16 protein-coding genes are annotated in these 19,378 nt (G+C 57.7%); 7 read left to right on the top strand and 9 right to left on the bottom strand.

From position 1 onward, the window contains the following. Positions 1-88: 88 nt before the first annotated feature. Positions 89-1,063, bottom strand: coding sequence for a 2,3,4,5-tetrahydropyridine-2,6-dicarboxylate N-succinyltransferase (gene dapD / locus HMPREF2756_RS10755; protein WP_070620996.1), 975 nt, complete (start codon positions 1,061-1,063; stop codon positions 89-91). Between the two features lie 107 nt (positions 1,064-1,170). Between dapD and dapE the strand changes: the two genes are divergently transcribed. From dapE to HMPREF2756_RS10730, 5 genes are all read left to right on the top strand, one after another. Beyond that, positions 1,171-2,304 carry a succinyl-diaminopimelate desuccinylase gene (dapE, locus tag HMPREF2756_RS10750; protein ID WP_070620994.1) on the top strand — a complete coding sequence of 378 codons (1,134 nt, stop codon included), beginning with the start codon at positions 1,171-1,173 and terminating at the stop codon, positions 2,302-2,304. A 252-nt stretch (positions 2,305-2,556) separates the two neighbouring features. Next, on the top strand, positions 2,557-2,778 hold the full coding sequence (locus HMPREF2756_RS10745) for a hypothetical protein (protein WP_004005119.1): 222 nt from the start codon (positions 2,557-2,559) through the stop codon (positions 2,776-2,778). Continuing rightward, a complete protein-coding gene (locus HMPREF2756_RS10740; RefSeq protein ID WP_246825936.1) occupies positions 2,775-4,277 on the top strand; it encodes a hypothetical protein in 1,503 nt (500 codons plus the stop codon). The genes HMPREF2756_RS10745 and HMPREF2756_RS10740 overlap by 4 nt, the downstream gene beginning before the upstream one ends. Before the next feature lie 154 nt (positions 4,278-4,431). Beyond that, on the top strand, positions 4,432-4,803 hold the full coding sequence (locus HMPREF2756_RS10735; RefSeq protein ID WP_004005117.1) for a twin-arginine translocase TatA/TatE family subunit: 372 nt from the start codon (positions 4,432-4,434) through the stop codon (positions 4,801-4,803). 164 nt (positions 4,804-4,967) lie between these two features. Continuing rightward, entirely contained in the window at positions 4,968-6,446 is a 1,479-nt protein-coding gene (locus HMPREF2756_RS10730) for a hypothetical protein (protein WP_070620992.1), read from the top strand. Positions 6,447-6,611: 165 nt separating this feature from the next. Here the strand turns inward: HMPREF2756_RS10730 and HMPREF2756_RS10725 are convergent, their stop codons facing one another. From HMPREF2756_RS10725 to HMPREF2756_RS10715, 3 genes are all read right to left on the bottom strand, one after another. After that, positions 6,612-7,868 carry a P-loop NTPase gene (locus HMPREF2756_RS10725; RefSeq protein ID WP_070620991.1) on the bottom strand — a complete coding sequence of 419 codons (1,257 nt, stop codon included), beginning with the start codon at positions 7,866-7,868 and terminating at the stop codon, positions 6,612-6,614. A 183-nt stretch (positions 7,869-8,051) separates the two neighbouring features. Beyond that, positions 8,052-8,843, bottom strand: a complete 792-nt coding sequence (locus tag HMPREF2756_RS10720; protein WP_070620988.1) for a DUF1003 domain-containing protein — start codon at positions 8,841-8,843, stop codon at positions 8,052-8,054. Further along, the gene (locus HMPREF2756_RS10715) at positions 8,836-10,164 is read right to left on the bottom strand and encodes a magnesium transporter MgtE N-terminal domain-containing protein (RefSeq protein ID WP_004005110.1); all 1,329 of its coding nucleotides are present in this window, start codon (positions 10,162-10,164) and stop codon (positions 8,836-8,838) included. The genes HMPREF2756_RS10720 and HMPREF2756_RS10715 overlap by 8 nt, the downstream gene beginning before the upstream one ends. Before the next feature lie 183 nt (positions 10,165-10,347). Between HMPREF2756_RS10715 and HMPREF2756_RS10710 the strand changes: the two genes are divergently transcribed. Next, a complete protein-coding gene (locus tag HMPREF2756_RS10710) occupies positions 10,348-11,355 on the top strand; it encodes a hypothetical protein (RefSeq protein ID WP_070620986.1) in 1,008 nt (335 codons plus the stop codon). 94 nt (positions 11,356-11,449) lie between these two features. Here HMPREF2756_RS10710 and HMPREF2756_RS10705 read toward each other — a convergent pair whose 3' ends face one another. Beyond that, positions 11,450-12,979, bottom strand: a complete 1,530-nt coding sequence (locus HMPREF2756_RS10705) for an aminopeptidase P family protein (protein ID WP_048752983.1) — start codon at positions 12,977-12,979, stop codon at positions 11,450-11,452. A gap of 126 nt (positions 12,980-13,105) precedes the next feature. On the opposite strand from HMPREF2756_RS10705, the gene HMPREF2756_RS10700 reads away from it, so the two are divergent. Continuing rightward, complete coding sequence (locus HMPREF2756_RS10700; RefSeq protein WP_070620984.1) at positions 13,106-13,969, top strand: PHP domain-containing protein; 864 nt, start codon at positions 13,106-13,108, stop codon at positions 13,967-13,969. 114 nt (positions 13,970-14,083) lie between these two features. On the opposite strand, the gene HMPREF2756_RS10695 is transcribed toward HMPREF2756_RS10700, so the two are convergent. The 4 genes from HMPREF2756_RS10695 to HMPREF2756_RS10680 form a co-directional block, all read right to left on the bottom strand. After that, positions 14,084-15,325 carry a DNA-methyltransferase gene (locus HMPREF2756_RS10695; RefSeq protein ID WP_246825935.1) on the bottom strand — a complete coding sequence of 414 codons (1,242 nt, stop codon included), beginning with the start codon at positions 15,323-15,325 and terminating at the stop codon, positions 14,084-14,086. Between the two features lie 7 nt (positions 15,326-15,332). Then, on the bottom strand, positions 15,333-17,081 hold the full coding sequence (locus HMPREF2756_RS10690; RefSeq protein ID WP_070620982.1) for a DEAD/DEAH box helicase: 1,749 nt from the start codon (positions 17,079-17,081) through the stop codon (positions 15,333-15,335). Positions 17,082-17,503: 422 nt separating this feature from the next. Further along, entirely contained in the window at positions 17,504-17,731 is a 228-nt protein-coding gene (locus HMPREF2756_RS10685) for a DUF3107 domain-containing protein (protein ID WP_070620980.1), read from the bottom strand. Positions 17,732-17,879: 148 nt separating this feature from the next. Further along, positions 17,880-19,127, bottom strand: a complete 1,248-nt coding sequence (locus HMPREF2756_RS10680) for a glutamyl-tRNA reductase (protein ID WP_070620978.1) — start codon at positions 19,125-19,127, stop codon at positions 17,880-17,882. Positions 19,128-19,378: the final 251 nt, after the last annotated feature.

Here is a 19,378-nt window from a genome sequence, read left to right as displayed (position 1 = left end):
AATACTTTTTATGCCGAAAAGCCGCCCACCGGTCGAACATATGAGACCAATAGGCGACTTTTCGTGTGAAAAATTTAGGGGAGCGGCATTAGTTCAGGTGCAGCGCATCGTTGAGTTCCACGGTGTTCTTGGCACGCGGCAGAACCTCGATTGCACCCGAGACCGAATTGCGGCGGAACAGCAGGTTTGAGACCCCCGAAAGCTCGGCGGCCTTGACCACGCGCGGTTCCTCGCCCGGAATGAGCACGCTCACGCGCGATCCGGCGGTCACATACAGACCGGCTTCCACCACGCAGTCGTCGCCGAGCGCGATGCCGATACCCGATTCCGCACCCAGCAGGGAACGTTCACCTATCGAGACGCGCTGCGTCCCACCGCCAGAGAGCGTGCCCATCGTAGAGGCACCGCCGCCCACATCGGAGCCGTCGCCCACCACAACGCCCTGGGAAATACGCCCCTCAACCATCGACGTACCCAAGGTGCCCGCATTGAAATTCACGAAGCCCTCGTGCATGACCGTGGTGCCGGGGCTCAGATGCGCACCCAGACGCAGGCGGTCGCCGTCGCCCACACGCACCCCGGCGGGAACCACATAATCCACCAAGCGCGGGAACTTATCGATATGGCTCACACTCAGGTGCCCGAGCTTACGAAGCCCCAGCGCAAGTTTCTGAAACTCGCTGGCGAGCACCGGTCCGTGATTCGTCCACGCCACGTTTGCCAGCTTGCCGAACAGTCCGTCCAGGTTGATGCTGTTCGGGCGTACCAGCGTATGCGAAAGTAAGTGCAGGCGCAGGTAAGCATCGACCGCATCCTCGGGGGCCTCATCCAGGTTGATGGAGGCAGTGCGCACCTCAGTGCGGGCGTTACATTCGGGGTGGTCGGCGACGAGCGCATCCAGCTCATCGGCGAGAGAAAGGTCGGGGGTCTGGGTTAGCGAGGGGGCAGGGAACCAAGCGTCGAGCACGGTCCCAGCCTCATTCCCGGCAGCCACGACATTCACCAGCGCGACACCGGAAGCATAACGGGATTCGGAAGATAGGTTTTCAGACATGCCCACCATTATAGATGCGCTATCGGGCGCCGTATAGGGAAAACGCGCGGCCTCCCACGGGTTGAAATGCTAGGGTTGAACACGAAGACTGTTGCGCAACCACGGAAGACCCCTTGATGACCACTTCGCTTGATCTGAACGTTTCGATGCCCGAACTCACCCGCACGCTCCTTGATATTTATTCGGTCTCCGGGGAAGAAAAAACTATTGCAGACGCCGTCTATGAGGCTCTCAGCGCATATCCGCATCTGCATCTCACCCGTGATGGTGACGCCATGATAGCCCGTACCGAATTTGGTCCCCGCAACGGTGAGGAACGTACGCGCATTCTGCTGGCTGGTCACCTGGATACCGTGCCCCTGCCCACGGTTGAGGGATCGCTCGGAACCGTACCCGCACGCATTGTTGAAGATAACGGGGACTGGATTCTCTACGGGCGCGGTGCCACCGATATGAAGGGCGGCGTTGCGGTGCAGCTCAAATTGGCGGCAGAACTGGGCGAGCACGATACCGACTACAACCTCACCTACGTGTTCTACGACCATGAGGAAGTCGCCAGCGAACTTTCCGGCATGGCGCGGCTCATTCGCAACCACGGTGAGCTTCTGACTGACGCTGATTTTGGTGTGCTCTTGGAACCCACCGACGGCACTATTGAGGGCGGATGCAACGGTACGATGCGCTTCTACCTGCGCACCGCCGGGCTCGCAGCGCACTCCGGGCGTGCCTGGAAGGGTGAAAACGCGATCCACAAGCTCGCTGGGGCGCTGCGTGTTCTGGAAGATTACGAACCGCAAACTTACGAGGTTGAGGGGCTTGCGTACCGTGAAGGACTCAATGCCGTGCAGGTTTCCGGAGGAGTCGCCGGGAACGTTATTCCCGATGCTGCCGCCCTGCACATTAACTACCGGTTTGCCCCGAATAAGACCCTGGATGAGGCAAAAGCGCACGTCACTGAGCTTTTCGACGGCTATGAACTCGACTTCGTAGACCTTTCTCCGGCGGCGCGGCCCGGATTAGATACCCCGCTGGCGGCATCACTTATCGCGGCTGTCGGGCAGGAGCCCAAACCCAAATACGGGTGGACAGACGTGGCGCGGCTCAGCGAGATCGGTATTCCTGCGGTGAATTTTGGTCCTGGCGATGCGCTCCTCGCTCACACCGACAACGAGTACGTGAGCTTCAGCGCGCTTACCCGCTGCTACACCGATCTGCTTTTTTGGCTGCATACCGAAGTCGACGAAGACTAGCCGATAAACCCCACACCGATACAAATACGCACTTTATATCTGTGCCAGCCGGGCAGGTAGGCTAGACTGAACAGATAGAGTAAATCTATGAGTCGCGATGCACCGCTTACCCGCTGGATGCGTTATTGTACGCAGGCAACGGCGATCAGCAGCTACTTTGGGTACGCCTTAAGAAACGTCGTGTTTCCTATGACAGGCGTATCTGAGGGCTCATAGGGCCCGTGAACCGAACCTGAACCGAAAAGGTATCCCATGAACATCCTGATCACGCTTCTGGCGGTGGTGGTTCTGATCCTCACCCTGCTGGGAACTTTTGGTCTCACCAGCCAGCGACTATACCCCGGCAAGAAGTTAGCGACCTATATCGCTCGGGATGGACTAGACGTGTTCGCGGATAAAACGGCACCTCGGGAGTCCGTAAGCGACGAAAGCACCTTGACCTCATCACCGGTTCTACCCCAACATTCCCGATGAACAATCCCTCTGATAAAACTCCCCAGCAGCACACCACCGTGCCCTCTATTCCCTGGAGCTCAGCGAACAAACCGGCGTCACAGACTAAGCCTGCCAGCACATCCAGCCGAGATGAGGATAAAAACCCCTCAAAAACTTCTACCCTCAATGCCGATATCACATGGTTGTATATAGCATCGGGGGAGCGTTTGCGCCGCATGGGCGAGGCCTTTCTAAGACTTCCCGCTTGGCTGCAAGTCATGCTCGTTTACGCTTTCAGCCGCGTCTGGGGATTCATTATTTTTTCTGTGGTTGGCAACCAACAGCTGCTTGGTCCCTGGGGCCAGCATCTGGGGTACCTTCCCTTCATTAGCACCTGGGATTCCAGCTGGTACGGGCAGATTGCGCAATCCGGGTACCCGAGTAAGTTGCCCCATGATTCCACCGGAGCGGTGGCGCAAAATCCCTGGGCCTTTTACCCGCTATTCCCCCTGATCGCTGGCGGTATTAACCGGATCACAGGGATCGGTTACTATCCGGTAGCGGCTACAGTGGCGCTCTTGGCTGGGTTCGCTGCCGCATGGGTTATCTACCTGCTCTTCACCACGAGCCTGAATATTGTAGGTTACCGAGACCAATCGCATGGCGAAAAGGTATCTGAGGCAGCGTCGAGCACCGAAGATCCGAAGGATGTAAAAACCTCACGGCACAATCTGGCGCTCTGGGCGGTTGCGGCGGTAGCATTTCTGCCGGTTGCCCCGGTGCTGCAAGTGCCCTATGCCGAATCTTTAAACCTCGTATTCCTCGTTTGGGCTCTGCTGCTGATAATGCGCAAGCAGTATCTGCTCATGATGCCCGTCGCGCTCCTGGCATGCCTGTCCCGCCCGGTTGGAGTACCCTTGGGTGCCACCGCCGGGCTATGGTGGTTCGCCTGCCTGATTACAGAGGCTAAGGCACAGCAGCAGCGCCGTCAGTGTGGCGAAGACCAAGAAGGATTCGAGAGCGTTTTTTTACGCAGCCTACCGCAGCTCGGCAGTGCCCTTTTCATCTGCTTCTGCGCGCTCATCTGGCCAATCTACGCCTGGCAAATAACCGGTCGTATTGACGCCTACACCGCCACCGAAACCGCCTGGCGTCAGGGTGATCTTGCACCCGTGGCACCCTGGATTTCTCAGGGTATAGCATACTTCGGGTACTTCACGATCCTCCTGTTTCCGCTCCTGATCGTGGGGTATGCAGCCTTTCTGGCAAGTCCGCTCGTGAAACGGGTTCTCGCAAGTCCCATCATCCTCTGGTGCGCATGCTATGGCGCCTATCTACTGATTTTCCTCAACCCACAGTCTTCAACTTTCCGGCTGCTTCTGCCCCTCTTTCCACTCATGCTTCCCATCGTGGCGATATCCTCTTCGCGCGCCTACCGGTGGCTGCTGATTGGTTCCGGGGCCCTTCTGCAGCTTGTCTGGGTGGGCTGGCTGTGGCATTGGAAGCAACTACCGGGCGGCGGGGACTACCCGCCCTAAACCGAACGCTATACCCAGGCGCATCCCGGCGAGAGCTTACGGCGGGATGCGCATCACATATAGACGATAAAACCGTGCGGCTCAGTGCGAAACACCTCATAAAAGCCTTCGTGGCAATTCCCGTCGCACTCAAGATGCTGGTACTCTATATCTTGTGTTTGGTATTAGTGGCACTGAGTTCGTCGTCTTAGCCGTTCTCACGTTCTTCGTGATCGGCCCCGAACGCATGCCCGAATACGTGCGCCAAATCAAGGAACTCATCAAAACAGTTCGTCGAATGGCCTTCGACGCCCGAGACGAGTTTAAAGATACGCTGGGGGATGCAACACTCAACGAGATCAACTGGCGTCAGTATGACCCCCGTCAATATGATCCCCGCGTTATTGTGCGCGAAGCCTTCGCGGAAGACGACGCAGAACGGGCACGTGAAGCTAAAGAACGCTCCGAAGCGAACAAGCCCGCCGCATCAAATCTAAACCGGCTGCCGCGCGGTGCCTACGCTCCCTACGATACGGAAGCGACCTAAACAAGGCTTAGATTCTATGGAAGGTCCCCTAGCCCTACGGCAGGGGATTTACTATGTGCGAAGCCCTAGCGGCAGTCACATAGATAAAGCCTTGAGAAACATAAAACTTCAGCAAAAACATCACCTAACTTCCGAGACACCGCACCGCCCAGGAGAATACGCCGATGAGCGAAAGCCTTGATAGCCCCACGTATGGTGAGGCGGAAAAACTACGGGACCCCATTTCACCGCTAAACCCGCGCAGGGCAGAACGTTTTAATCCCACTCGTTTTACCTTACATACCGGCGGCTTCTCCTTTTTCGACTCCCTCGGTACTTCCGCGACTGCTGCTCTGCGCCGGGTGGCGCATCGTTTTGCTGCGTTACCAGCCTGGGCTCAGGTGCTGAGTATTTGGGCACCCAGCCGCCTATGGGGTTTTATCGTTTTCTGGGTTGTCGGTATGCAGCAGGTTGCCGGTCAGCAGAAAATAGGCGACGGCCATGTGCCCACCTTTCTTGAATATTTGGGGTGGTGGGACGCCGAATGGTACGAACGGATTTACAAGAACGGATACCCCGTCCAACTACCCGTATACGATAACGGAGTTGTTGGGCATAATACGTGGGCTTTCCTTCCGGCCCAACCTACTATTGCAGGGTTCATAGCCGATACCACAGGTATTCCTTTTGCCCTCAGCACCGTGATGCTCAGCGTAGTGGTGAGCTTTGCCCTCGCATGGGTCATCTATCTGCTCTTCGTGGGATGCCTTAACTGGCGTGAGCACGGAGTATTCGAGATTCGTGCGAGCCAGGAATCACCGCATCGTTCCCTGGCACTATGGTCGGTTGCCGCCTATGGTTTTTGCGGGCCAGCGGTTATTTTTGGAACCGGGTATGCGGAGTCTCTGACCATTTTCGCGATCGCCCTGTTTATCCTACTTTTGGCATACGACCGGTACCTTTGGGCTATACCGGTGGCCTTCCTCGCTACACAGTCCCGACCCGTCGGCGTGCCCCTCGGCGCGCTCGCGGGTATATGGTGGCTGTATTGTGTGACCTCTGAATACCGTGTTCGCCGCGCGGCTGGTGGACCTTCGCCCCTCAGCGCCGGGCAAGCCTTGATGGGCGCGTTCGCGGCACGATCCCTGCACCTTATCAGCGCCTTGATCGTGTGTTTCTTCGCGCTGGGGCATGCGCTTCACGCAGCAATTGCGACTGGGCGGATAGACGCTTATCTTGCCACTGAAATAGGCTGGAGCGGGCGTACTGTCGATGATGGGCAGCACTATGTGGTGCAATGGGTTACCAACCTGAATACCTATTTGCCACAGTGGAACATGTGGGCTGTTGCCCTGCTGGTTGCCGTAGGCTTCTTCGCCTATTTCTGCTGGATTTTTTCGCGTAGTACCCGCTCTCTGCTGCATCCCGTCATGCTGATCTGGTGTGCTGCCTATATGGTTTATCTGGGTGTCTTCTGGCTTCCGCAAACCTCAACATTCCGTATTCTGCTGCCTCTTTTCCCACTTGCACTCGTGCTCATAAGCTACGGAAAAGACTCAAGGGCGTACCACTGGCTTTTGGTGTTCTTCGGGCTTGTTTTACAGCTGATATGGGTAGGTTGGCTGTGGCATAGTCACGGTCCGGGGGACTTGAATATACCCTAATGCTTTTGCCCTCTGAGTGTTTGGGTGGGTGGTCCCCGGTATGCTCTTGTCCTAAACCCTGAGGCGTTTGGTTGCGCATAAGTATGCTGGGCATCGAGAATACGAATCTCGATGCCCAGCATACTTATATTCTTGTGAGCTCTTCTGCGAGCTATCCGAGAAACTCTACACGATTAGTGACAGCGGCTTGCCCGCCAGGGAATCCTTGCGGTGCAAAAGCTGTGCAGCAATATTCTTAATTTCTACAGAAGTTGCTGACTCCGGGTAGCCCCACACCACGGGCATACCCTCATCACCGCCGGTACGCAGGGCAACATCAAGAGGAACCGAACCGAGCAGCGGCACCGAATAGTCCAGCGCCTCGGTCAGACGTGTCGCCAGATGCTCGCCGCCGCCTGAACCGAACATCTCTAACACAGTACCGTCGGGTAGAGTCATCGCCGCCATATTCTCGATCACGCCCACCACCTTTTGCTGTGTCTGCAGGCTGAGGGTACCGGCACGTTCGGCGACATCCACCGCCGCATGCTGCGGGGTGGAGACCAGAATCAACTCGGCGTTGGGAAGCAGCTGTGCCATTGAGATCGCAATATCACCGGTACCCGGGGGAAGATCAAGCAGCAGAACATCGAGCGCGCCAAAGTGGACGTCAAGAATGAACTGTTCAAGCGCCCGGTGCAGCATCGGCCCGCGCCAGGCGACGGGCTGATTATCCTTGAGAAACATACCAATTGAAATAACTTTCACAAAACCGCCGGATGCGCCAGCCGCCAACTCGTGCCCGCCCGTATCGTCTTTACCCCGTACCGAGGCAGGAACGTCTATGGTCGGGGGAATAATGAGGTCATCCAGTCGGGTGGGGGCTTCCGTAATGCCCATGAGTCCCGGGATCGAGAAGCCGTGCACATCCGCGTCGATAATGCCGACGGCAAGACCCCGCGAAGCAAACGCCGCCGCGAGATTTGCGGTCATGGAGGATTTCCCCACGCCTCCCTTACCGGAAACCACCCCGAAGATGCGGGTGAGCGATCCGGGCGCGGTAAAGGGATTGGTGCGTTCGGGCTTGAGCCGGGATTTGAGGGCGCCGCGCTGTTCGGAGTTCATGGCACCAAGCTCAAGCTGCACGCGATCGATACCGGTGACGGCGGCAGCCGCCTCGCGCACTTGGGCGTCGATTGTGTTCTTGAGCGGGCATCCCTCAATGGTCAGCAGAACTTTCACCTGGGCATAGTGCCGCTGCGGGTTGTCTTCTTCGGCGAGAACCCGGGCATATTCCACCATGCCAAGTTCGGTGATAGGACGGCGCAACTCGGGGTCTTCCACGCGCGCGAGCGCCGCCCAGAGCGCATCCTCCAGGGGATTATCGGGCGCCGGTTCGTTTTCGCGGGAACGATCGTGCGGTGTGGCGTTAGGGCTACTCATGGTATCTCCTCAGCGCGTTCATAAGAGGGTATATATCGTCGCGGTGACGATGCCGCACCGGGCGATAAAAACACCGCCGCGTAGATGGTTGGCTGCGGTGCTACTATCATGCGCGTTTGCGCATTATTTGTCTAGGCTGGTGTTCTGCGAGCTTAAGAGCTTAACTGGGTTGCAGAACACGCTTTAGGATGTGGGTCGTTCGCCTTTATGCGCCGTTGGTGCCTTGGCGTCAGGAGAATTTTCGGTATTAGCAGTGTGACTCTCAGCCTCGGTGTTTTCTTCCCCGTCCGCATCTTCAAGTTCTTCGATATCGTCGCCAATATCCTGCAGCTGTTCGGCTTGGCGTTCCTGCTCTTCTTGAATAGATTTCAGCTCTTCCAAAATATCCCGAAGCTCGCTGCGCACGAAGTCGCGGGTGGCAACCTCGCGCAGGGCGATGCGCAGCGAAGCGATCTCGCGCGTCAAATACTGTGTCTCCTCAAGATTTTGCTGATCGCGTTTGCGGTCCTCGGAGGCAACCACGCGGTCGCGGTCATCCTGCCGGTTCTGCGCCAACAGCAGCAGGGGAGCGGCGTAGGATGCCTGCAATGAGAGCATCAGGGTGAGCAGGGTGAAGTTGAGGCTTCGCGGGTCGAACTGCAGCTCTTCGGGGGCGAGCGTATTCCAGCCCAGCCACACGCCACAGAAGACGGTCATCCACAGCAGAAATTGAGGCGTACCCATGTACCGGGCGAACGCCTCAGTCATACGTCCGAAAGCATCCGGGTTCGGGTTGTACGCAAAAAGCTTGTTCTTGCGCTCTGCCGGGGTGCTCAGTTGAGATTCGGTGCGGTTCCCGCTCCTGCTGGGTTCCCGAGTGTCGCGGCTACGTTCGGCGTATTTCTTTTCGAGACGGTCTTTGAGGATGCGCGCTTTATCGATCCTCGGATTTTCCTCGTGCTTCAGGTTTTCGTTGCGGCGGTTCTGATCAGACAAAGCGTCGCCCTACCTTTCGTACGGGGGTTCCGTCGTCGAATGTGCGCCAGTCTTCGGGCAGGAGCGCATCGAGTACGTCGTCAATCGTGACCGCACCGACCAGGCGGTGAGATTCGTTCACGATGGGGATAATGGTCAAGTCGTAGGCGGCGAGTACGCGCGCTAATTCCGCAAGACTTGCCTGGTCAGAGACCGGTTCGGTGTCTGTGTCTAGAATGTGGCCAATCGATTCGCTCGGCGGCACCCGTAAAAGTTGCTGCATATGCACCAGCCCCAAATATTTGCCGGTCGGCGTTTCGAGGGGCGGTCGGGCCACCAAAACCGCAGCAGCCATCGCGGGCGAGATTTCTTCGGCGCGAATATGCGCCAGTGCCTCGGCAACTGTGGCTTCGGGGGAGAGGATAATCGGTACCGGGTTCATGAGCGAACCAGCGGTGCCCTCGTCATATTCGAGCAGGCGGCGCACATCGTCTGCCTCATCCGGTTCCATGAGTTCCAGCAGCTTTTCACGCTGCACGTCGTCGAGCTCGATTAGAAGGTCGGCGGCGTCGTCCGGTTCCATCTCTTCAAGAACCTGCGCGGCGCGTTCGTCTGCTAGGTAGGAAAGAATTTGTACCTGGTCCTCTTCGGGCAGCTCTTGAAGCACGTCCGCCAGGCGCTCATCCTGCAGCTCCGCTGCGATTTCGACCATGCGTTTATCGTTCATCTCATGGATCGCATCGGCAAGGTCGGCAGGTTTAGAATTTTCGTGGTTCGCCACGAAAGCGGTCGCGGCCTGCGGCTCCAGCTCGGTGGAGAGCATCGCCTGATCCCAGTCCACCACCAGGGTTTCTTTGGAGCGGCGGCGCCACCCGCTGGAACTACTCACACGGGATACGAAGAGTTCGGTCACACCCCAATCTCCGTTGCGGCGCTGTTCAATGGCGACGTCTTCGATCACGGCATCCCCGCTGCCGTCGAGCAGGCGCACACGACGGTCGAAAAGTTCGCCTACCACCAGAGTCTCGGAGTTGCGCTGTTCAAAGCGGCGCAAATTCACGAGCCCGGTTGAAATAATCTGGGAGGCGTCGATGCTGCGCACACGAGTCATTGGCATGAAGACACGCTTTTTGCCGAGCACCTCAATAATGATGCCTACAACCACAGGCTCGCTGCCTTTGCGCAGGTGAGCACCAGCCGCCAACGCCGCGCCAAAACCGCGCTTGAGTACGACCACATCACGCAGGCGACCGAGGCGGTCACCGAAGGGGTCGAAGACATCAAGACCGAGCAGGCGGGCGATATAAATTTTGCTGGGGGCGCTGAATTTAGTATTGCTCACTCTATCTAGGGTACGCTGTGAACCCCGAATACGCACTTCACCAGTGCATAGGCACGCTACGAGTCATGACCGGTGCGGGTCTGCAGGCCCTAACCGATGTGTAAAATTTTTCTATGAGTAGGGAACTAAGCCCATCGCAAATATCCCGCCCCCTGCGGGTTCTCTGCCGGTAAAATATAGGGCATGACTCAGATGCCTCCCAATATGCCCCCGTCTTCTTATTTAGCGTCTCGCCTGGCGCAGGCCAACGGACAGCTTATGCCTCAGGGCGAACCCGTGGCAGCCTTCAGCCGCCGTGAAGAAGCCTTCGCCGCTTTTGATGTGCTTGCCGCCGCAAACTACCCCATCACCGCGCTATACCTGGTGAACGAAGGACTCAAACAGGTCGAATACCCCACCCAGCAGGGGTACGGTCGTCCGCTTCTGGTCGCTCTTATCCAGGGTATTCTTGCGGGCCTGTTCTACTCAGCGTTGGTTTCCACCGCGGGCACGAACTTCTGGGCTGCCGCCTCATCCGCCGTGCCGATCGCCGTTGCGGTCTTCGTGGTTTGGAAAATTTTTGAGCTTCGCCGCGGCGGTTCCGGTCGCTATCCGATGCGCGGTGAGGCAGTCCCGGAACGCACCATAGTCTACGCTCTGAGTGATTATTCTTCGGAGGCGCGGCGCATCCTCTCGGCAAACCCGCTGTTCCAGAAGGCGGTAGCTTCTGCATCCTCGGGAACACCAAGTGCAGGTACCGGGTTGCCCCATACCGCCAGCCCCTATGTCTCTTATACACCAACGCCTGCCGGTGAATCTTCGCAGGCTCCGAGCACCCCGTCGACTGTGACGGATCAGCAAGGCGGCTACCCTGAAAACCACGATAGCGCTGCCAAGAACCCGAATCCCGAGCAAGCGGATGCGGACGGACAACAGAGCAGTGCGGCACAGGAGATTCCGTGGCAAAGCCCAGTCGGTGGGGATTCCCAAGCGTCACAAGCCGCTGCATCACAGACTGCCATGCAGCAAACCCAGTCCGACGATTCTTCTGAGCAGTCTTCGCCCGCCGCCGACGCCCGCGAACGCAAGCCTCAGGCACCAGCAGTACAGCGGTTCGGTCTGCGCATTGACGATCCGGAAGAATATGCCAAAACTATCCGGCAGGCCCCAACTCGTGAGACTCCTAAGCCCAAGGGAGTCAAGGAAGACTAGTTTCCAACGCCACAGAGGCATATGACACAACGAAAAAGTCCCCGCAGCCAGGACAGTACTGGCTGCGGGGACTTTCGTCTGCGAAACTAAGAGACTACTGGGCGAGCTTCGCCATCCACGCTTCAATCTCTTCAACCGTGCGGGGCAGTGCCGCTGAGAGGTTCACATTGCCGTCCTCGGTGCACAGCACGTCATCTTCCAAGCGGATACCGATGCCGCGGTACTCCTGGGGAACAGACAAGTCCTCATCCTTGAAGTACAGCGCGGGTTCAATCGTGAAGACCATACCCGGCTCCAAAGTTGCGCCGGTGTACAGCTCCGCCTTCGCCTGCGCGCAGTCGTGCACATCCAAACCCAAATGGTGGCTGGTGCCGTGCGGCATCCACCGGCGATGCTGACCGCCCTCAACCGTCAAAGAAACCTCAGCCGAAACGGGCAGCAGTCCCCACTCCTCTAGGCGGTGAGCCAGCACCTCCATCGCGGCATCGTGAATCTCATGGAACTTACGACCCGGCACAGCGACCTTGAACGCCGCATCCGCAGCATCCAGCACCGCGTTATAGACCTTCGCCTGAACCTCGGTAAACTTACCGTTCACCGGGAACGTGCGGGTCACATCGGCAGTGTACAGGGTATCGTCCTCAACACCGGCATCCAGCAACAGCAGCTTGCCCTCATCCACGGTGCCATTATTGCGAATCCAGTGCAGAATCGTCGCGTTATTTCCGCACGCCGCAATCGTGTCATAGCCTAGGTCGTTGCCGTCGGTACGTGCCACCGAGAAAAACGCTGTCTCAACCACGCGCTCACCACGATGATGCGCCACCGCCTTCGGAAGCTCACGCACGACCTCCTCGAAGCCCTTAACCGTCATATCGACCGAACGCTGCAGGTTCTCAACCTCGATTTCATCCTTAATCAGGCGGGCCTCAGAGAGTGCCACCGTCAGCTCAGAATCGAGCTTATCGGATTCCTCCAGTGCAACGCCCGTGTTATACCGGGAGGTATCAACCAGCGCATCAATGGAAGGATCAACCTCACGCACCAGTCGGATGCGCACCCCGCCCAACGCCTGAGCTCCGGCGTTCTTCGTAATCGCAACTTCAAGCTCCGAAAGGTCCTTCGTCCGCACACCGTAACGCTCCGAAAACTCTTTGAGCGTGGGGCGCGGACCAACCCAGAACTCGCCGTAGCGCGCATCCGCATAAAACTGCGTGGTGTCACGGCCAGCCAACGGGCGGAAATACAGGGTAACCTCATGGTTCGAGCCGTTATCGCCGGTGCCCTCATCTACGGGCTCAAAAACCAGCACGGCGTCAGCCTCATGATCAACACCCAACCCGGTCTGGTGTGCAAACGCCGAATGCGGGCGGAAACGGTAATCGCAATCGTTCGAGCGAACCTTCAGCGGCCCTGCGGGCAGAACCAGGCGCTCACCCGGGAACTTTTGGGAAATCTTCTTACGACGTTGCGCCGCAAAATCGGCAACGCGTTCGCGGGTATAGCCATCATCGGCAGCGGGCTCCCAGTTTGATGCGATGAACTCCTGAAAAGCTGATGCTTTGGGGGTATCGCGGTGATCTGTTGTTGGAGCTCCGGTGCTCTTCTTCGTATTTTCAGTCATAGTTGTATTCTATCCCACGCGCCGCGAGAAATCGCCGGTATACCGCCGCTATTTTCCGCGGGAAATCGCCTTGAGCAAGGCGCTATCGCGGGTGAGGCGAACGTAGGGTGCGCTAGAGTTAGAACTATGACCGAACGTTACGATCTGCATATTCACTCCGCAATTTCCGATGGTACTCAGCCGCTCACCGAATTAATTCCGCTTATTCGTAAGGCGGGACTGACAGGATTCGCGCTTACCGACCATGACACCGCGCGTGGATGGTCGCAGGCGGCCGAGCTGGCGGGGGAGTACGGGCTGGATTTTCTGCCCGGTGCCGAGTTTTCGTGCCGGTACACGTACCGCGATGAGCAGGGGCGAAAGCGTACTAAGAGCGTGCATCTGCTGGCCTACGGGTATGACCCGCAATCCTCCGAGCTGGCGCGGCGAGTTGAGGAAATTCGGCGCTCGCGTGCGGGGCGGGCACGGCGCATCGTTGAGCTGCTATCCGCCGACTACCCGCTCACCTGGGAGCACGTGCAGGAACAGACGGGTGAAGAGAATGCATCGGTGGGGCGACCCCATATTGCGGATGCGCTGATCGCCGCCGGAATCGTCGCCAGCCGTGAGGAGGCGTTCGGTCGTATTCTCTATGCGGGCTCACCCTACTATGTGCCGCAAGAGAGCATGGACCCACTGGAGGCGACTCGGCTGGTGCGCGCGGCGGGTGGCGTGCCGGTGGTGGCGCATCCGATGAGTGAAAATCGTGGTCCTGCACTGCCGCTTGAATACCTGGGGCAGATGGCGGATGCGGGCCTCGCCGGGGTGGAGGTATACCATCGTGAAAATTCTGAATCGAACCGTGCACGTCTGCTGGAATTTGCGCGCGATCGCGAGCTTTTGGTGACAGGTTCCAGCGACTACCACGGCGCGGGCAAACCAAACCAGCTGGGGGAGAATACCACTGCCCGCGAAACTGTTGAGGCGATCCGTGCCCAGATTCGCGGCTAAAGCTCACCGCCGAGCACTAGATTAATCACTGTAAGTCGTACACTTTGCCGCATATCGTACGGTTAAACCCTACGAAGATGCAGCAAAGTGTACGGCATACGCCGGGTCAGTCCGCTATGAAGACGCCGCCGTCTCCTTGACCTGTTTCCGCTTCTTCGTCAGCTCTTGGCGTTTGCGGTCTTTACGCAGTTTTTCGCGGGCCTGGGCGCGCAGCTCGCGTTCCAAAACATCGGTCGAAGGATGCCGCACAAACTGGCTGTGCGCCCCGTCAATAGGCTTCACACGCTCCCGAATCTTCTCACTCTGCGCCGCCAGCGCGCGCCGCGATGCCGCCGTGAGCGCATCCCGAGAGGTACCCCCGCGAACCCCCACGTGACGATGCGGAGTAAACAGCACCGCCGCACCGCGCGGCACACCGCGGTAGTCGGCAAACGATTTGGCATCCACGTTCAGGCGTTTCGCCATAACCTCAATCGCGGGCGGGTTCTGATCCACGCACACGAACCTGCGCCCCAGAGCCGCCGCAGCCGCACCGGTGGTACCGGAACCAGCGAAGAAATCCAGCACCCAGTCGCCCGGGCGTGATGAAGCAGCAATCATCCGCTTGAGCAGACCCAGCGGCTTTTGCGTGGGGTACCCGGTCTTTTCCTTACCCGTGGGCGAAACGATCGTATGCCACCACACATCGGTGGGGAGTTTTCCGCGCGCCGCTTTCTCTTCGGTCACCAGACCGGGTGCCATATAGGGTTCGCGGTCTACCGCATCCGCATTGAAGTAGTATTCCTGCGGGTTCTTAACGTACATCAAGATATTGTCGTGCTTAGTGGGCCAGCGCTTTGTCGATTTTGCGCCGTAGTCGTAGGCCCAAATGATCTCGTTGATAAAACAATCGCGCCCAAAAATCATGTCGCACATGACCTTGGCGTAGTGAACTTCACGCCAATCGAGGTGCAGGTAGAGGGTGCCATCCTCTGTGAGCAGACGGTGAGCCTGCCTAATACGCGGCTCTAAGAACGCCCAGTAGTCCTCAAAAGCATCGTGATAACTCGCTAGGGTTTGCAGGGCACTCGTGTAGCTTTTGCCCTGAAAACCGGTACGATTACCGTTACCTTTACCCTGGTCTTCGCCGTCTGCAGCAGGGGCGGTTTTGAGGGTACGCCGGGTCTGAGTTTTGCCGGTGTTAAACGGCGGATCAATGTAGATCACAGTGAACGAGGCACTTGGCAACTCGCTCAGATACGCCAGATTATCGGCCTGAACCACCAGCGATGAACCATTCGGATCGAAAACTGGAACATCGCCGGTGCCCGACCGTTTGGGCACAGATGTATCGGCGGAGGATACTGCTTCGCTCACTCGCTATTTACCCCTCACCCGATGCGGTATCAGACTTTTTTCGACCCGCTTTCTTAGCTGCAGTCGAGTCTGCCTTGCCCATATTCCCGGAACGGCGACGGCTGCGGCGGCGCGACGAGCCTTGAGAATCTGTTTTCTCAACCGAGCTATCCTTGGCAGAGCCGGATTTCTTAGCCGATTTTTTCTCGGCGGATTTCCCCGCGGTTTTCTCGGTACGCGTCTCAACGGCTTCACCCTCAACGCGTCGGGTGCGGCGGCGCGGGCGGCGTTCACGTTTCGGCGCAGTATCCTTCGAAGATGAAGCCTCCCCGCGCTTTTCGGACTTTGCCTTGCGAGAACCGCCGCGGGAGCCGCGGGATTTAGAACCGCGCGAACCTGAACGCGAACCCCGAGAGGAACGGGAGCTACCCCGTGAAGAGCGCGATTCGCCATAATCATCAAGGTGCTCCGCATCCAAACCTTCGAGGGTCTGCTCGGAACGCGGCAGGCGACCCTTGGCGCCCGGCGGAATATCCAGGTCGTAGAACAGATGCTCAGAAGAAGAATAAGTTTCCACAGGATCGGAAACGCCCAGATCGAGCGCATCGTTAATGAGGCGCCACCGGGAAATATCCTCCCAATCCACGAAGGTTACGGCGGTACCCTCGTGGCCCGCACGACCGGTACGCCCGGTGCGGTGCAGATAGGTTTTCTCGTCTTCGGGCACGCGGTGGTTAATCACATGGGTCACGTCTTCCACATCAATACCGCGGGCCGCAACATCGGTTGCCACCAGAATATCTACCTTGCCGTTGCGGAAAGCACGCAAAGCCTGCTCGCGAGCGCCCTGGTTGAGGTCGCCGTGCAGGGGAGCGGCGGCGAATCCGCGCGCAATAAGCTCATCGGCAACACGCGCAGCATCGCGCTTAGTCTTCGTGAAGATCACGGTGCGTCCCCGCCCATGAGCACGCAGGATGCGGCCGAGCATTTCGTCCTTATCCATATGGTGCACGCGGTAAACCACCTGACGAATCGAGGCCTTGGTCTTGGCGTGATCTTCCGGGTCTGCCGCACTGATATGCATGGGCTTAGTCATGTATTTGCGCGCCATCGTGATCACCGGGCCAGGCATTGTCGCGGAGAACAGCATGGTCTGGCGGTCGGTGGGTAGGTATCCCATAATTTTTTCGACGGAAGGTAAAAAGCCTAGGTCGAGCATCTCATCGGCCTCATCTAACACCACCGTCTTAACCTGGGTGAGGGTGAGCGCACCGTGCTGGTACAGGTCGATCAGACGTCCGGGAGTGCCGACCACAACTTCCAGTCCCTTGGTGAGTTGCTCGACCTGAGGCTCGTAGGGAACACCGCCGTACAGGGTTGCCACGCGAGCATTGCGCAGTTTAGAGGCTACCGCTAAATCGTTACCCACCTGAATTGCAAGCTCGCGGGTGGGTACCAAGATAAGTGCCTGAGGTGCCCCCGGCTTCTGCAGTGAACCCCACTGACCGTCGTCACGGCCCACCACACGCTGAATCGTGGGGAGACCGAACCCGAGGGTTTTACCGGTACCGGTTTTTGCCTGCCCAATAATGTCATGCCCGGCGAGTGCGACCGGCAGGGTCATTTCCTGGATGGGGAAGGGGCTCACAATGCCCACAGCGGCGAGTGCATCGCTAATATCTTGGCGAACCCCAAAATCGGCAAAGGACTTGGGGGAAGACTGTGGTGTTGAGGAAGGCTGGGCCTCATCGGTCGTCGCGTTTTGAGCGTCGGTCATCTCATATCTTCCTGCCCTGATCGGGCGGTTTGCGCCGCACCCGTACCTGTGCGTGAGTGTGCACAGGTGTTATGCCGTGTAGCTGCCCGAGTACTGCGGGGAGCACGGTGTATTCACAACGCCGGGCTGGCGCGAGGTGAAGGAAGCCGATCGCGGGAAATTCATGTTCCGAAGTCGAGCTCTTGAAGATGTACCTGCTGTAAAAGAACTCAGGCTCCCGGAAAGACGCGGTGTCTGGTATATCAAGAACGACCGGGCATCCACTTAACCCTTAAATCTTAACCCGTCTTGGCGTCAGATGCACCCTTACAGGTCGATATGTCGAGTATGCGTACTGCCATAGGAACGCTCGAAGCCCGCATTCATACGGTAAAACCGTGAAATGCGGGCTTCGTAAAAATTATTGGGTGTACCCCCTGCTGTTAGGCGCCGACACCGAACCCAACGCGGCGCTTGTCTTCGGAGCCGAGCTCAACATAACCGATCTGCTCACCGGGTACGAGGGTGGTTGCTCCCTTATCGTCGGTGATTTCAAGGAGGGAACCGTTCGTAATGGCGTCGGCTACCTTGGTGCGGATAGTCTCTACGCTTTCCTTGGTTTCGAGCGTAACTTCGCGGCTAATGTGACGAATACCAATTTTGATTTCCATGATGACCCTTCAAGCCGTCAGCGGTGTTTTCTTCTGGATTTAGTGTACCGTGCCTGCCAGGCGGATGCCGTAAGGATGCGCGCATGATTCGCCTGTGGCTTAGGGCTGCGGTGGAATAAAGCGCGGCGTGCAGAAGATTATCCCGCAATTAGCGGTCGTCGATGGTGATTCCGTAGAGCGTTTCGAGCGCCGCAATGTAGTCGGAGGTTCGCCCCTGGGTTGCGAGCTGTTTCGCGCGTATCGTGGGGGTGTGCAAAAGGGACTTCACCATGCGGCGCATTGCGAGTTCGAGCTGCTCGGTGGCGGCGGTACAACCGAATTGGCTGCGTACCTTATCGAGCTCTTCGTCCAGCACCTCCATAGTATGAGAACGAAGCGCCACGATCGCCGAATCAATATTGCGGGTCTTTTGCCGTGCAGCAAAGGCCTGAGTCTCAGACTCGACGATGCGCTCGGCGGTAGCGACCGCCTCCTCAGTTTCTTCGGGGGCTGCCAAGCGCACTGACTCTAAGGTAATAAGCTCCACCTGCGGCAGATCCGCAATAGCGGGGTCAAAATCTCGGGAGAGCGCCAAATCAAGGATCGTATGATGCCCCGGTGGAATTTCGGCGGGGGAGAGCGGTTCAGACCCGCCCGAGCAGCCAACAATCACATCCGCCTGTTCCATGGCCTTATACGTTTCACCTTTGGGAACCGCGCGAACATCGCGTTTTGCGGCAAACTCCGGGGCACGGCCCGAACGGGAGTTAACCCAAATGTCTTCGCACCCGCGTTCACGCAGGGCTGCAATAGTAGCACCCGCGTAGGCACCCGTTCCAAAGACGAGAGCACGGCGGGTTTTCCAGTCTTTCTCAGCGACCTCATCCGCCAAATCCAGGGCGACCGAGACGATTGAGCGTCCCTGTGATCCGATAGTGGTGTGCTGCCCAACCTGACGGGCAGTGTGTGCCGCATGCTCGAAAAGCTGTACAAGCTCCCCAGGAACCGTGCCTTCTTCTTGGGCGTAGGCAAGTGCACGGCGCACCTGCCCGGCGATTTCGCGCTCGCCGACCACGGCGGACTCCAGCCCTGATGCCACTGTAAAGAGATGTTTGGCGGCCTCAAGGTTTTCGTAGATTTCAAAACTGCCCGCAATAAGCTCTGCATCGAGCTCAGATTTTTGCGCAATCTCGGCGTAGAGCATATCGCTAACGGGACCTAAATGCTCGGCCACTGAGAGCTGCACATAAATTTCGAGGCGGTTGCAGGTTGCCAGCACAATAGTGCCGGTAACGCCCAAGTTTTGCGCGGTTTCGGTACGAAAAAGCTCGGGTATGCCAGCTGCACCGTTGCTCAGTAGAGCGACGGTGGTGAGATCGATGATCCTGTGTGATGCAACAAATGAGTACGTAGCCACTAGACAATAATCATAAACACATTTTTAGTCGGTGAGTGTAACCTAACGTGAGCTGGCTCCCAATAGTGTGAGTTTGTGTGAAAAGGTCCGAAACTATGCCCAACAAGGCCCAGCAAAGGACCGGTGTATAAAAACTTAGGGTAAATAAATTTTGAGATAGCTAAAACAGGTTTAAAAATAAGGTAACCCTACACCAAAATTTACATGGGTTATGAAGCAGCACTTTATGACACCGTGTCATAAAAACAGGC

Source organism: Rothia sp. HMSC067H10 (assembly GCF_001810635.1).
In the GTDB taxonomy this organism is placed as follows: Bacteria; Actinomycetota; Actinomycetes; order Actinomycetales; family Micrococcaceae; genus Rothia; species Rothia dentocariosa.
Note: the sequence above shows the minus strand (reverse complement) of the source record. Positions and strands in the feature narration are given on the sequence as shown.